This is a genomic window from Trabulsiella odontotermitis (assembly GCF_030053895.1).
GTDB classification, from domain to species: domain Bacteria; phylum Pseudomonadota; class Gammaproteobacteria; order Enterobacterales; family Enterobacteriaceae; genus Trabulsiella; species Trabulsiella odontotermitis_C.
On sequence record NZ_CP125781.1, the window covers coordinates 2,617,385 to 2,630,842 of the forward strand.

Here is a 13,458-nt window from a genome sequence, read left to right on the forward strand (position 1 = left end):
CGATTTTGGGCTTTTAAGATTCATTTACGCAATAATGTGTTCCCTGCTAGTGGCTAAGCGACTAAATTCGTTTAAACTGCGGTGTCTTTGCTCGTTCCAGGGAAATAATTATGTTGCGATATTTAAACCAGTGCTCGCGAGGTCGTGGTGCATGGTTATTGCTGGCGTTGACTGCATTTGCGCTTGAATTGGTTGCGCTCTGGTTCCAGCACGTCATGCTGCTGAAACCCTGCGTACTTTGTATTTATGAACGTTGCGCCCTGTTCGGCGTAATGGGTGCGGGGATCGTGGGAGCCATCGCGCCAAAATCACCGTTGCGTTATGTGGCGTTGATTATCTGGATTTACAGTGCATTCAGAGGGTTACAGCTTGCCTGGGAACATACGATGTTGCAGTTGCATCCTTCTCCGTTTTTGACCTGTGACTTTGCTGCCCGTTTCCCGACCTGGCTACCGCTCGATAAATGGCTGCCGCAGGTATTTGTGGCGTCTGGCGACTGCGCTGAACGTCAGTGGCAATTCCTGTCACTCGAAATGCCGCAATGGCTGCTGTTTATCTTTGCCGCCTATCTGCTGATGGCATTGCTGGTGCTGATTGGCCAACCGTTCAAACCGAAAAGACGAGATCTTTTTGGTCGTCTGTAAGAAAAACGCTCCTTCGGGAGCGTTTTTTTATCGCGCTTTCCGCCAGCACACTCCACCGCTCAGTGCCAGAAAACCCGCCGCCAGAGCCAGCGCCACGCCGATTAACGCCTGCTCACCATACAGTCCCGACACCAGCGGCACCAGTAGCGCACTCAGACCATAACCGAGCGTATGGCTGGTGGCGATCACCCCGGCGCCTTTGCCTGTCGATAAGCGATCGTTTAACAGCAACTGATAACCCGGCGTCGCCATCGCGGATCCCAGTGAAGTCACCACGATACCGATGTAAAACGTGACAAGCCCCGGCAGACTCATCAGCGCCAGTCCGCACACCAGTAACACCGCCGCAACAGCCAGCAACCCACCCGCACTGAGACGCTGCGGACGCACCACCAGAAACTGCGCCAGCAGGGTGCTGACCGCCGCGAGACTTAGCAACCAGGCGACATGATGGCTGATCTGCGTGGTGTTCTCCGGGAACAGCGGTTTCAGGTGCGGCGACAGCCCCAGTTGCATCAGGCTGATGCAGGCGGCCAATAACAGCGCCAGCAGCAAATAAGGCAGCATGTTGAGCTGTAACCGCGTGGACTGGTGCGCCACGGGCGGCAATGGCGGATCATTTGGCTGCCGGACAACAGTCATCAGCGCCAGCAACGGCGCGAGTGCCATCAGCCACAGCGGTGCCTGCGGGTGCAGACTCAGCGCGGCGGCTGCCAGCGGTGGCCCGAGCAACCTGCCGCAACTTAAGCCAGAGCTGATCGACGCCAGCGCCGCCATGCGGTTTTCCGTTCCGGCGCGCTGCATAGCCCAGGTTTGCGCGGCAGGCACCATGCCGGAAACCGTCAGACCGTACAACGTACGTGACACAATCAGCCCCGCCATACCGCCAGCCACGCCCAGCTTCCCGCTCGCCATACTCCACACCACCAGCGCCAGCACCGCAAAGCTGGCGAGATAACCCAGCAGCGCCGCCAGCACCACAAACTTACAGCCGCGGATCTCCGCCTGGCGTCCCCACCACGGTGACGCGGGCAAAAACAACATAGAGCCGAACATCAACAGCCCCGCCCAGGCAGACAGAGACAGACCTGTCATCGACACCAGTTGCGGTAACACCACCAGCAATCCGTTCTGGCCGATACCCAGCAAACCGGCACACAACGCCAGCGGCCACGTTGATTTGAAGGGAGTTTGTTGCGTTACTGCGTCAGGGGTTGTGCTCATAGAATTGTGAAAATAGTGTCAATAAATGTGAGGAAATGATGGAGTTAATGCAAATAAATATTACAAAAATGGTTGTCAGTGTAAATAGAATGAATATCATAACGAGAATTATTATCAATTCATGGAGTGAGTTCTGTTATGCGTTCCCTGACCCGCCATGACGGTACAGACGTTGCGGCCCAGTGTTTTCTCAATGCGCTTCTGCGCGAGACCGATGACTGGCACTATTCCCCGGCCTCCGCGCCTGGCGAAACCGCCTTCATTCACCTGCCGCTGAACGACCACGAGGCGATTCGCCTGCCATTGCGCTACTTCTCACCCACCCAACATCATCAGTATATTTTCCCCGCCACCGTTGTGCGCAGCGACAGCGACCACGGCGATGCTATCGATTTCAATCAGCTGGTGGATCGGGTACTGGCAAAACCGGCCGTGCGCCGCGATCTCAGCGATGAAACGCTGGCACGCTTTGCCGGTCGTGTGCGCGAAAGCCATACCCACACCTGGCAGGCTATCGACTTACGTCATAACTGGGGCGATCTGCGGGCGAAGCCGCTCAATTTTGCGGAAGCGGAACAGGCGCTGCTGGTCGGTCACGCATTCCACCCGGCGCCAAAATCCCACGAGCCGTTTAATGAACAGGAAGCCCGCCGCTATCTGCCGGATTTCGCTTCCCGCTTTCCGCTGCGCTGGTTCGCGGTCGACAGTACGTTCGTGACGGGCGACAGCCTCAGCCATACATTGCGCGACCGCCTGCTGCGTTTTGCCGCCGAAAGCGCGCCTGAGCTGCTGCACCATTTCACCGATACCTGCTGGCTGGTACCGATGCACCCGTGGCAGGCGGAGCACCTGCTCAGCCAGCCCTGGTGCCAGCGACTCGCCACGCAAGGCGCGCTGCGGGATCTGGGTGAAGCCGGTGCCCGCTGGCTGCCGACCAGCTCTTCCCGCTCGCTGTACAGCGAAAGCAATAGCGACATGATTAAGTTTTCGCTCAGCGTGCGCCTCACCAACTCGGTGCGCACGCTGTCGGTGAAAGAAGTGAAGCGCGGCATGCGCCTTGCGCGGCTGGCGCAAACCCCGCGCTGGCAGGCGTTGCAGGCGCGTTATCCGGCGATGCGTGTGATGCAGGAAGACGGCTGGGTCGGATTGCGCGACAGCGACGGCACCATTCAGGAAGAGAGCCTGATGGCGCTGCGCGTCAACCTGCTGTTCGGCACGCCGCAGACGCAAACCAACGTGCTGGTGAGCCTCACCCAGGCCGCGCCGGACGGCGGCGACAGTCTGCTGGCTGCCGCAGTGCGCCGTCTGGGTCAACGCCTCAATCTGCCGCTGGATACCGCTGCCCGTTGCTGGGTTCAGGCCTACTGCGACCGCGTGCTGCTGCCGCTGTTCAGCGCCGAAGCTGATTACGGTCTGGTGCTGCTCGCCCACCAGCAAAACATCCTCGTGGAGATGCAGGAAGATTTGCCGGTCGGGCTGCTGTACCGCGATTGCCAGGGCAGCGCCTTCACCGTCGGCGCTACTGACTGGCTGGCAGAAGAAAATGAGCTGGAGGCGGAAAACCGCTTCAACGAAGCGCAACTGCTGCGCTATTTCCCGTATTACCTGCTGGTGAATTCGACCCTCGCCGTCACGGCGGCACTGGGGGCTGCCGGATTTGCCAGAGAAGAGAGCCTGATGGCGCTGGTACGCGAGGCGCTGGCGCAGTTGCGTGCGACGGCGAAAAACTCCCGTTGCCTTGATTACGTCCTCGACAGCGCGCACTGGAACTGCAAAGGCAATTTCTTCTGCTATCTCCACGATCACAACGAAAACACCATCGTCGATCCGGCGGTGATCTACTTCGATTTCAGTAATCCGTTCTACAAGGAGCCAGCCTGATGCCGCACGCAAAAATTGTTCATGACGGCTACGGATTCCGCTGCACCGAACGCGACATCGCGCTGCCACTGACGCTCGGGCTGGACGGCAGCGCCGTTCTCCAGGCGCTGGATAACCTGCCCGAGGGCTGGCTGGTTGAGGCGCTGGATCAGTTGTTCGTCGCCGCACCGCAACTCACCGGCATTACACTGCCGTGGGCGCAGTGGCGTCATCACGACGAGGCGCAGCGCCTGTTCGCACAAGTACAAAGCGATTACCTGGCGCGGGAAACCTTCTGGCAGTTGCCGTTGTGGCTGTGCGGCGAGCGCCCGCAACCTCGCGCGGAGATGCAGTTTGATGAGTCGCGCCAGCTCTGTTTCCCGGTGCGCCCGTCGCGCCCCTCCGGCGAGGTATATCGCCGCTATGATGCGCAAATCAAACGCACGCTGAGCTTCCGTGTGGCCGATGTCGAACGCGACGCCAACGTTTTCACCCGCTGGATGAACGCTCCGCGCGTAAACGCCTTCTGGGAAATGGCTGGCCCGCAGACTGAACAGGAAAACTACCTGCGCAAGCAACTCGACTCGTCATATTGTTATCCGCTGATCGGCTGCTTTGACGATCAGCCGTTTGGTTATTTTGAAATCTACTGGGCTGCCGAAGATCGCATTGGCCGCCACTATCGCTGGCAGTCGTTTGACCGCGGTCTGCATATGCTGGTGGGTGAAGAACAGTGGCGCGGCGCGCAGTATATCCGCAGTTGGCTGCGTGGCCTGAGCCACTATCTGTGGCTCGACGAACCGCGCACTTCGCGCATCGTTGCTGAACCGCGTTTTGATAATCAGCGCCTGTTCCGTCATTTGCCGGTCGCCGGGTTCAGCACCGTCAAAGAGTTCGACTTCCCACATAAACGTTCCCGGCTGGTGATGAGCCAGCGCGACCACTTTTTCCGTGAGGTGGGGCTATGATGGCGGCGTGGGAACAGGTCAACCGCGGGATGGTGGCGAAGATCCTCGCCGAGCTGGAATATGAACGCGCACTGACCGCCGAAGAAATTGCTCCGCAGCGCTGGGCAATCCCCCTCGGCGATGAGCGCTGGCAGTTTACCGCCACGCGTGGCATCTGGGGCTGGCTGCATATTGACCCCACGACGCTCAGCAACCGCAGCGGCGAACCGATTGAAGCCGAAAGCGCGCTGCGTCAGCTGGCGAAGGTGCTGGCGATGAGCGATGCACAGACCGCCGAACACCTGGAAGATCTCTACGCCACCCTGCGCGGCGACCTGCAGTTGCTCAGTGCCCGGGCGCATCTCGATGCCGACGCGCTGATCGATCTCGATCCGGACGCGTTGCAGTGTCTGCTCTCTGGTCATCCGAAGTTTATCTTTAACAAAGGTCGCCGCGGCTGGGGGCTGGACGCCCTTCGTCAGTATGCGCCGGAGTATTGCGGGCGTTTTCGTCTGCACTGGATTGCCGTGCGCCGCGACCATCTGGTATGGAGCAGCGACGCTGACTGTGATATCCGCACCCTGCTGGCAAGCGCGATGGACGACAGCGAACGCCGGCGTTTTGACGCCCACTGGCAGGCGCAAGGGCTGGACGATAACTGGTTACCGGTGCCACTGCATCCGTGGCAGTGGCAGCAGAAAATCGCCCTGCACTTTTTACCGCAACTGGCGCGTGGCGAAATCACCGAACTGGGCGAGTTTGGCGATGAGTATCTGGCGCAGCAGTCTCTGCGCACGCTGACTAACGTCAGCCGTCGTGCGCCGTTTGATATCAAACTGCCGCTGACCATTTATAACACCTCCTGCTATCGCGGCATTCCGGGCAAGTATATTGCCGCCGGTCCGCTGGCCTCGCGCTGGCTGCAACAGCAGTTTTCACAGGATGCGACGCTGACCGCGCTGGGCGCTCAAGCGCTGGGTGAACCGGCTGCGGGGTATCTTTCGCACACCGGCTATGCCGCGTTGCCGAAAGCGCCCTACCGTTTCCAGGAAATGCTCGGCGTGATCTGGCGCGAAAACCCCTCCTGCTATCTGCAGGACGGCGAGCAGGCGGTGCTGATGGCGGCGCTGATGGAGACCGATAACGCCGGTCGCCCGTTGATTGACGCGTGGATCGCCCGTTCCGGTCTTTCCGCTGACGTCTGGCTGGAGAAGCTGTTCACCGCCGTGGTGCTGCCGTTCTACCACCTGCTGTGCCGTTACGGCGTGGCACTGATTGCTCACGGCCAGAACGTGACGTTGGTGATGAAAGACCATGTGCCGCAGCGCATTTTGCTGAAAGATTTTCAGGGCGATATGCGACTGGTGGATGTTGATTTCCCCGAAGCCGCCACGTTGCCGGAGGCAGTAAAAACCGTCACCGCACGCCTCAGTGCGGATTACATCATTCACGACCTGCAGACCGGTCATTTTGTTACCGTGCTGCGCTTTATTTCCCGCCTGACGCTTCAGTGCGGCGTCAGCGAAACGCGTTTTTATCAGATTCTGGCGGGCGTCCTTCAGCGCTATATGGCGCAGCACCCGCAGATGGCCGAACGCTTCGCGTTGTTCGACCTGTTCAAACCGCAAATCATTCGCGTGGTGCTGAACCCCGTGAAACTCACGTTCTCCGAACACGATGGCGGCAGCCGCATGCTGCCGGACTATTTAACCGATCTCAACAACCCACTTTATCTGGTCACCAGGGAGTCCGCAGAATGAAAACGTATGATTTCATTGGCATAGGTATTGGCCCGTTCAATTTAAGCATCGCCGCGCTGGCAGAAGGTCTCGAGGGCTTCAGTACGCTGTTTCTGGAAAGCAAACCACAGTTTTCGTGGCATCCGGGAATGATGGTGCCGGATTGCTACATGCAGACCAGTTTTCTGAAAGATCTGGTGAGCGCCGTCGAACCGACCAATCGCCACAGCTTCCTCAACTATCTGGTGCAGCGCAAGAAGTTCTACCGTTTTCTGACCACCGAACAGCGCACCGTTTCCCGCGAAGAATTTGCGGATTACCTGTGCTGGGCGGCGGCGAGTCTCAATAACCTCGCGTTCAGCCAGCAGGTGCAGGAAGTGAGTTATGACGAGCAGGCCGGAGTTTTCAACGTGGTGACGCAACGCGATCATTTCCGCGCGCGCCACGTCTGCCTTGGCATCGGGAAGGCGATCAACCTGCCCGCCTGCGTGAACGAGCAGAGTGATCGTTGCTTCCATGCCAGCGAAATGATGATGCGTACGCCATCGCTGGCCAGTAAGCGCGTGACCGTGGTCGGCGGCGGCCAGAGCGGCGCGGATCTGTTCCTCAACATTTTCCGGGGCGAATGGGGCCAGCCGTCGGCACTGAACTGGATTTCGCGGCGCAACAACTACAATGCCCTTGATGAAGCGGCGTTCGCTAACGAATATTTCACCCCGGAGTATCTCGACAGCTTTGCCACGCTGAAAGAAGAGGTACGCGAAAAGATGCTTGCCGAGCAGAAGATGACGTCCGATGGCATCACGACAGAATCGCTGCTGGCGATTTACCGCGCCATGTATCACCGCTTCGAAGTATTGCGCGAACCACAATGGGCGCACCTGCTCCCTTCCCGTTCCGTCACCCGCGTCACCACACAAGACAACAGCCAGCGCCTGACGTTGCGTCATCACCTTGATGATGGCGAAGAGACGCTCGATACCGACATCGTGATTTTTGCCACTGGTTATCGTCCGGCGCAACCGACATTTCTCGCCCCACTGGCGCACCGCCTGCACCTGACCCGTGATGAGGAATTTCAGGTCAATACCGATTTCTCTGTGCAATGGGATGGCCCGCAGAGCAATCAGCTTTTTGCCGTCAATGCCGGAATGCACAGTCTTGGTATTGCCGAACCGCAGCTCAGCCTGATGGCCTGGCGTGCGGCGCGAATTATCAATCGCGCTCACCCGAAGGCGCCGTTTGAGCTGTCCACCACCCCTGGCGTGATCCACTGGCGCAGCGAGCCCAGCCGCGATCTTCACCAGGTTTTTCAACCGTTAAAAACTACTGAGTTCTGACAGGAACACAATAACAATGAAACGTTCTTATCTTTGGGTTTTGAATCCTTGCCTGTTGGCTATGCTTTCCGCGTCTGCATGGGCGGAAGATCAAAAGGAAGAATCTCTGGTCGTCACAGCCAGCCGCGCGAATCACAGCGTGGCGGATATGGCGCAAACCACCTGGGTCATTGAACAGGCTGAAATCGAACAGCAGGTTCAGGGCGGTAAAGAGCTGAAAGAGGTACTGGCGCAGCTGATCCCCGGCATGGATGTCAGCAGCCAGGGCCGTACCAACTACGGCATGAACATGCGCGGACGTTCAATGATGGTGATGGTTGACGGCGTGCGTCTCAACTCCTCCCGCAGCGACAGCCGCCAGCTGGATTCTATTGACCCGTTCAATATTGAGCGCATTGAGGTTATCTCCGGCGCAACCTCGTTGTATGGCGGCGGGAGTACCGGCGGTCTGATTAACGTGGTGACTAAAAAAGGCCAGCCGGAAACCGAAGTGGAGTTCCAGACCGGCGCGAAAAGCGGATTTAACAGCCATAACGATCACGATGAAAACGTGGCGGCAGCGGTCAGCGGCGGCAATGATAACGCCTCCGGGCGTCTCTCCGTGGCATACCAGCGTTACGGCGGCTGGTACGATGGCAACGGCGACGAAGTGATCATCGATAACACCCAGACCGGTCTGCAATATTCTGACCGTCTGGATGTTATGGGCACCGGCACGCTGAACATCGACGACCACCAGCAGTTACAGCTCACCACCCAGTACTATAAAAGCCAGTCTGACGGCAAGCACGGCCTGTTCCTCGGCGACAACTTCTCGGCTGTCACTGGCGATGCGAAAGCCTACAACAAAGGCAATCTCGATTCCGACCGCCTGCCGGGCACCGAGCGTCATCTGATTAACCTGCAATACTCCAATACTGATTTCTGGGGGCAGGATCTGGCGGCGCAGATTTACTATCGCGATGAGAGCCTGACCTTCTATCCGTTCCCGACACTCTCCAAAGGCGCGGTCACCAGCATTGGTGCGTCGCAGCAGAAAACTGACTTTTACGGCGGCAAGCTGACCCTTAACAGCAAGCCGGTCGATGACCTGTCGCTGACCTGGGGTATCGATGCCGATCACGAAACCTTCAACGCCAACCAGCAGTTCTTTGATCTCAGCAAAGCGGCGGCGAGCGGCGGCATGACGCTGGATAACGCCTATAACGTCGGGCGCTATCCGGGTTACAGCATCACCAACCTCGCGCCGTTCCTGCAGGCCAGTTATGACATCGACGCTATCACCCTGAGCGGCGGCGTGCGCTATCAGTACACCGAAAACAAGGTGGATGATTTTGTTGGCTATGCGCAGCAGCAGGCGATCGCCACCGGCAAAGCGACCTCAGCCGACGCGGTACCGGGCGGGAAAACCGACTACAACAACTTCCTGTTCAACGCCGGCATCCTCGGTCACATCACTGACCGCCAGCAGGTATGGTTCAACTTCTCGCAGGGCTTTGAAATCCCGGATCTGGCGAAATATTACGGTTCCGGCAACTACACGCTGGTCAACGGTCATTACCGCCTGAACAACAGCGTCAACGTGAATGATTCGAAGCTCGACGGCATTAAAGTCAACGCTTACGAGCTGGGCTGGCGTCTGACCGGCGACAACCTGCGCACGCAGGTGGCGGCGTACTACTCGCTGTCGGACAAAACCATCAACATCAACAAGACCGACATGACCATCACTATGGATGACGACAAACGTCGCATTTACGGGGTGGAAGGCCAGGTGGATTACTTCTTCAGCGACAGCGACTGGAGCCTCGGTTCGAACTTCAACGCCATCAAATCCGAAACCCGCGAAAACGGGAAATGGGAGAAACTGACCGTTGACAGCGCCAGCCCGTCAAAAGTCAGCGCATGGGTCAACTGGGCACCGGGCGACTGGGCACTCCGCGTGCAGAGCACCCAGACGTTTGATGTTTCCGATGCGGACGGCAACAAAATTGACGGCTACAACACCGTTGATTTCCTCGGCAGCTACACTCTGCCGGTGGGCAAAGTCAGCTTCAGCATCGAAAACCTGCTCGACGAAGATTACACCACCGTCTGGGGCCAGCGCGCACCGGGTCTCTACAGCCCGACTTACGGCGCGCCAGGTCTGTACACCTATAAAGGCCGCGGCCGCACCTTTGGCCTGAACTATTCCGTGTTGTTCTGATAAAAAAACGCCACCGGCAATGGCGGGTGGCGTTTTTTATTATCTCTCTGTTTTTAATCCGCCCATTCAGGCTTATTTAAAATATGATCCTGCCAGTCCCTGACCTGGGATTCCTCCACCGCAATATGGCGGACGGAAATTCGCTCACCGTGCATGGCGGCTTTTGAACCGGTAAGCAACGGGTGCCATTTTGGCAGCGGTTTGCCTTCGGCCAGCAGGCGATAGGCGCAGGTGTGCGGCAGCCATTCGAACGTCGGCAGGTTTTCGCGGGTGAGTTTGATGCAGTCCGGCTCATAGTCGAAACGTTTTTCGTAGTTCCGGCACTGACAGGTTTTGATATTGAGCTGTTTGCAGGCGACGTTGGTGAAGTAAATTTCGTCGGTATCTTCATCCATTAGCTTGTGCAGGCAGCACTGCCCGCAGCCATCGCACAGCGACTCCCACTCGGCGTCTGTCATTTCGTCGAGAGTTTTACGTTGCCAGAAGGGTGTTTCGCTCATCAGGATGTCCGCCATTGAAAACCAGGGTGCACCTTATAACCAGTCTGGCACGTTGATGCAAGTTTTGCCGCCCGAAAGGGCGGCACAGAAAGGTTACAGCACGCGGGTGGAAAGCGACAGGCCATTCAGACTCACGTCAAGTTCGTCGCCACTGGCGAGCGGGCCGACGCCATCCGGGGTGCCAGTCAGAATGACGTCACCGGGCTTGAGGGTGAAATAGCGGCTCATGTAGGCAATCAGCGGTACGATTTTGTGGATCATATCCGCCGTGCTGCCCTGCTGGCGCACCGCGCCATTCACTTTCAGACCGAGCGTGGTATTTTGCGCGTCGCCGTTAAATTCTCCCGCCGGAATAAAACCGGAGATCGGGCAGGAATTATCAAAGCCTTTGGCTTTTTCCCACGGCTGACCGGCTTTTTTCATTTTGCCCTGCACATCGCGCAGCGTCAGATCCAGCGCCACACCATAACCGGCAATCGCTTTCTGGACGTGCTCTTCGGTGGCCTGCCGCAGCGTCGCGCCAATCAGCACCGCCAGCTCCACTTCGTGGTGCACCGAACCCAGACCTTGCGGGATCACCAGCGGCTGGTGAATATCACACAGCGCGGTTTCCGGTTTAATAAACAGCACTGGTTCATCCGGCGTTTCGCTGCCCATTTCTTTAATATGTTTGGCATAATTACTGCCAACGCAGACAACTTTACTGACCGGGTAATCCAGCAGAGCGCCCTGCCAGTTATGATGTTGATACATTATATTCCCCTGATTATTTTTTCGCGGCCGCGCTCAGGTGTTGCTTGAGGAGATTTTCTGGCGGCGGCGGGAGTTGTAAATAATAGCCTTGATCGATCAGCGCCTGTTTTACTTTATCAAGATCAGCATTGACCAGTTTCTTACGGCCGTCCAGCGGCAGGATCATCGCCAGCTGTGGCTGACCGAACCCGCGCATTAGTTCTTCCGGTACGCGCGAGAAATCGTCCTTTTTTTCGACATATAAATAGGTCTGGTCACGTTTTGAACTTCGGTAGATCACACAAAACATACTTTTACTCTGAATTAATCTGGTGGTTACTTGCCTCAATATATGACTGACTATAACATGCCTGATAGTCTTCGGAATATCACCGCACTTCGGCGGTTGATAATGTGAAAATTGAGTAAGGCCAGGATGTCACAGACGCCACTAGAATTGAAAGGCAGTAGCTTCACCTTATCAGTCCTCCATTTGCATGAAGCAAAACCCGAGGTTATTCGTCAGGCGTTAGAAGACAAAATCGCCCAGGCGCCGGCTTTTCTTCGCCATGCGCCGGTAGTGGTGAATATCAGCAATCTCGACGACGCTGTCTCCTGGCACCCCCTTCAACAGGTCATCAGCGAAACCGGCCTGCGTATTATGGGCGTCAGCGGCTGCAAAAACGTCAAGCTGAAAGCAGAAATTGACAGCGCCGGCATTCCCTTACTGACTGAAGGGAAAGAGAAAGTTTCTCGTGCCGCCACGGCAAAAACGCCCCCCGCTCCGGCAAAAGATGTTGCTCCCGTCACAAAAACACGATTGATTGACGCTCCGGTTCGTTCCGGTCAGCGAATTTATGCACCACAATGTGATCTGATTGTGACGAACCACGTGAGTGCTGGCGCGGAACTTATTGCCGATGGCAACATCCATGTTTATGGCATGATGCGTGGGCGCGCGCTGGCAGGCGCTGGCGGCGACAGAGAAGCACAAATATTTTGTACGCACCTTGCGGCGGAACTGGTTTCCATTGCCGGGCAATACTGGCTGAGCGATAACATCCCGGCCGAATTTTATGGCAAAGCGGCGCGACTGCAACTGGCAGACGACGCTTTGACTGTTCAACCGTTGAATTGATCCCTTTTTAACAAGGAATTTCTATGGCACGCATTATTGTTGTTACTTCGGGTAAAGGAGGCGTTGGCAAGACCACCTCCAGCGCGGCCATCGCTACTGGTTTGGCCCAGAAGGGAAAGAAAACTGTCGTTATCGATTTCGATATCGGGCTGCGTAACCTCGACCTGATTATGGGTTGCGAGCGTCGCGTGGTCTATGACTTCGTTAACGTCATCCAGGGCGATGCAACGCTGAATCAGGCGCTGATTAAGGACAAGCGCACTGAGAACCTCTTCATTTTGCCCGCCTCTCAGACGCGTGACAAAGACGCCCTCACCCGTGACGGTGTGGCGAAAGTGCTTGAAGAGCTGAAGAAGATGGAATTCGATTTCATCGTCTGCGACTCCCCGGCCGGTATCGAAACCGGCGCGCTGATGGCGCTCTATTTCGCTGATGAAGCGATTATCACCACCAACCCGGAAGTCTCTTCCGTGCGTGACTCAGACCGTATTCTTGGCATTCTGGCATCGAAATCCCGCCGCGCCGAAAACGGTGAAGATCCTATCAAAGAGCACCTGTTGTTGACCCGCTACAATCCGGGTCGTGTAAACCGTGGCGATATGCTGAGCATGGAAGATGTGCTGGAAATTCTGCGCATTAAACTCGTCGGCGTCATCCCGGAAGACCAGTCCGTACTGCGTGCTTCTAACCAGGGTGAGCCGGTTATTCTGGATGATACGTCGGATGCAGGGAAAGCCTATGCCGACGCAGTGGAACGTCTTCTGGGAGAAGAACGTCCTTTCCGCTTCGTAGAAGAAGAGAAGAAAGGTTTCCTCAAACGCCTGTTCGGAGGATAAATTATGGCATTACTCGACTTTTTTCTCTCACGAAAAAAGAACACCGCTAACATCGCGAAAGAGCGGTTACAGATTATCGTGGCGGAACGCCGTCGCAGCGACGCAGAGCCGCATTACCTGCCACAGCTGAGAAAAGACATTCTGGAAGTGATTTGCAAGTACGTGCAGATTGACCCGGAAATGGTCACCGTGCAGCTGGAGCAAAAAGATGGGGATATTTCGATTCTGGAGCTCAACGTTACATTGCCAGAAACGGAAGAGTCAAAGTCCTGAACACGTAGCCCCGGCAAGC

The 13,458-nt window shown here is 56.9% G+C and carries 13 protein-coding genes; 9 read left to right on the top strand and 4 right to left on the bottom strand.

Going from position 1 to position 13,458, the window contains the following annotated elements:
* The first annotated feature begins 110 nt into the window (after nucleotides 1-110).
* Nucleotides 111-644 carry a disulfide bond formation protein DsbB gene (dsbB, locus tag QMG90_RS12550; protein WP_283279967.1) on the top strand — a complete coding sequence of 178 codons (534 nt, stop codon included), beginning with the start codon at nucleotides 111-113 and terminating at the stop codon, nucleotides 642-644.
* 27 nt (nucleotides 645-671) lie between these two features.
* Here the strand turns inward: dsbB and QMG90_RS12555 are convergent, their stop codons facing one another.
* A complete protein-coding gene (locus QMG90_RS12555; protein WP_283279968.1) occupies nucleotides 672-1,868 on the bottom strand; it encodes an MFS transporter in 1,197 nt (398 codons plus the stop codon).
* Nucleotides 1,869-2,006: 138 nt separating this feature from the next.
* Between QMG90_RS12555 and QMG90_RS12560 the strand changes: the two genes are divergently transcribed.
* From QMG90_RS12560 to QMG90_RS12580, 5 genes are read left to right on the top strand one after another with little or no spacing between them, the layout of a single operon-like run.
* Nucleotides 2,007-3,749 carry an IucA/IucC family protein gene (locus QMG90_RS12560; RefSeq protein ID WP_283279969.1) on the top strand — a complete coding sequence of 581 codons (1,743 nt, stop codon included), beginning with the start codon at nucleotides 2,007-2,009 and terminating at the stop codon, nucleotides 3,747-3,749.
* Complete coding sequence (locus QMG90_RS12565) at nucleotides 3,749-4,696, top strand: GNAT family N-acetyltransferase (RefSeq protein ID WP_283279970.1); 948 nt, start codon at nucleotides 3,749-3,751, stop codon at nucleotides 4,694-4,696. Before QMG90_RS12560 ends, QMG90_RS12565 begins: the two co-directional genes overlap by 1 nt.
* Nucleotides 4,693-6,435 carry an aerobactin synthase IucC gene (gene iucC, locus QMG90_RS12570; RefSeq protein ID WP_283279972.1) on the top strand — a complete coding sequence of 581 codons (1,743 nt, stop codon included), beginning with the start codon at nucleotides 4,693-4,695 and terminating at the stop codon, nucleotides 6,433-6,435. The genes QMG90_RS12565 and iucC overlap by 4 nt, the downstream gene beginning before the upstream one ends.
* The gene (locus tag QMG90_RS12575; protein ID WP_283279973.1) at nucleotides 6,432-7,754 is read left to right on the top strand and encodes a lysine N(6)-hydroxylase/L-ornithine N(5)-oxygenase family protein; all 1,323 of its coding nucleotides are present in this window, start codon (nucleotides 6,432-6,434) and stop codon (nucleotides 7,752-7,754) included. The genes iucC and QMG90_RS12575 overlap by 4 nt, the downstream gene beginning before the upstream one ends.
* Before the next feature lie 16 nt (nucleotides 7,755-7,770).
* Nucleotides 7,771-9,960 (top strand): TonB-dependent siderophore receptor, encoded by a 2,190-nt coding sequence (locus tag QMG90_RS12580; RefSeq protein WP_283279974.1) that lies wholly within the window; start codon nucleotides 7,771-7,773, stop codon nucleotides 9,958-9,960.
* A 53-nt stretch (nucleotides 9,961-10,013) separates the two neighbouring features.
* On the opposite strand, the gene ycgN is transcribed toward QMG90_RS12580, so the two are convergent.
* The 3 genes from ycgN to QMG90_RS12595 all read right to left on the bottom strand — a co-directional run bounded on the left by ycgN (nucleotide 10,014) and on the right by QMG90_RS12595 (nucleotide 11,502).
* Nucleotides 10,014-10,460 carry a cysteine cluster protein YcgN gene (ycgN, locus tag QMG90_RS12585; RefSeq protein WP_283279975.1) on the bottom strand — a complete coding sequence of 149 codons (447 nt, stop codon included), beginning with the start codon at nucleotides 10,458-10,460 and terminating at the stop codon, nucleotides 10,014-10,016.
* A gap of 93 nt (nucleotides 10,461-10,553) precedes the next feature.
* Entirely contained in the window at nucleotides 10,554-11,213 is a 660-nt protein-coding gene (locus QMG90_RS12590; protein ID WP_283279976.1) for a fumarylacetoacetate hydrolase family protein, read from the bottom strand.
* A gap of 13 nt (nucleotides 11,214-11,226) precedes the next feature.
* Complete coding sequence (locus tag QMG90_RS12595; RefSeq protein WP_283279977.1) at nucleotides 11,227-11,502, bottom strand: YcgL domain-containing protein; 276 nt, start codon at nucleotides 11,500-11,502, stop codon at nucleotides 11,227-11,229.
* 126 nt (nucleotides 11,503-11,628) lie between these two features.
* On the opposite strand from QMG90_RS12595, the gene minC reads away from it, so the two are divergent.
* Genes minC through minE form a run of 3 tightly spaced genes read left to right on the top strand, consistent with a single transcriptional unit; the run spans nucleotide 11,629 to nucleotide 13,439 of the window.
* Nucleotides 11,629-12,330: a septum site-determining protein MinC gene (gene minC / locus QMG90_RS12600; protein ID WP_283279978.1), complete on the top strand. Its 702-nt coding sequence runs from the start codon at nucleotides 11,629-11,631 to the stop codon at nucleotides 12,328-12,330.
* A 23-nt stretch (nucleotides 12,331-12,353) separates the two neighbouring features.
* The gene (minD, locus tag QMG90_RS12605; protein ID WP_283279979.1) at nucleotides 12,354-13,166 is read left to right on the top strand and encodes a septum site-determining protein MinD; all 813 of its coding nucleotides are present in this window, start codon (nucleotides 12,354-12,356) and stop codon (nucleotides 13,164-13,166) included.
* Between the two features lie 3 nt (nucleotides 13,167-13,169).
* On the top strand, nucleotides 13,170-13,439 hold the full coding sequence (minE, locus tag QMG90_RS12610; RefSeq protein ID WP_038153586.1) for a cell division topological specificity factor MinE: 270 nt from the start codon (nucleotides 13,170-13,172) through the stop codon (nucleotides 13,437-13,439).
* Nucleotides 13,440-13,458 lie beyond the last annotated feature (19 nt).

Bases quoted from the DNA above. Each gene is read 5' to 3' on its own strand.
- dsbB (WP_283279967.1), top strand. From the start codon at position 111: ATGTTGCGATATTTAAACCAGTGCTCGCGAGGTCGTGGTGCATGGTTA.
- QMG90_RS12555 (WP_283279968.1), bottom strand. From the start codon at position 1,868: ATGAGCACAACCCCTGACGCAGTAACGCAACAAACTCCCTTCAAATCA.
- QMG90_RS12560 (WP_283279969.1), top strand. From the start codon at position 2,007: ATGCGTTCCCTGACCCGCCATGACGGTACAGACGTTGCGGCCCAGTGT.
- QMG90_RS12565 (WP_283279970.1), top strand. From the start codon at position 3,749: ATGCCGCACGCAAAAATTGTTCATGACGGCTACGGATTCCGCTGCACC.
- iucC (WP_283279972.1), top strand. From the start codon at position 4,693: ATGATGGCGGCGTGGGAACAGGTCAACCGCGGGATGGTGGCGAAGATC.
- QMG90_RS12575 (WP_283279973.1), top strand. From the start codon at position 6,432: ATGAAAACGTATGATTTCATTGGCATAGGTATTGGCCCGTTCAATTTA.
- QMG90_RS12580 (WP_283279974.1), top strand. From the start codon at position 7,771: ATGAAACGTTCTTATCTTTGGGTTTTGAATCCTTGCCTGTTGGCTATG.
- ycgN (WP_283279975.1), bottom strand. From the start codon at position 10,460: ATGAGCGAAACACCCTTCTGGCAACGTAAAACTCTCGACGAAATGACA.
- QMG90_RS12590 (WP_283279976.1), bottom strand. From the start codon at position 11,213: ATGTATCAACATCATAACTGGCAGGGCGCTCTGCTGGATTACCCGGTC.
- QMG90_RS12595 (WP_283279977.1), bottom strand. From the start codon at position 11,502: ATGTTTTGTGTGATCTACCGAAGTTCAAAACGTGACCAGACCTATTTA.
- minC (WP_283279978.1), top strand. From the start codon at position 11,629: ATGTCACAGACGCCACTAGAATTGAAAGGCAGTAGCTTCACCTTATCA.
- minD (WP_283279979.1), top strand. From the start codon at position 12,354: ATGGCACGCATTATTGTTGTTACTTCGGGTAAAGGAGGCGTTGGCAAG.
- minE (WP_038153586.1), top strand. From the start codon at position 13,170: ATGGCATTACTCGACTTTTTTCTCTCACGAAAAAAGAACACCGCTAAC.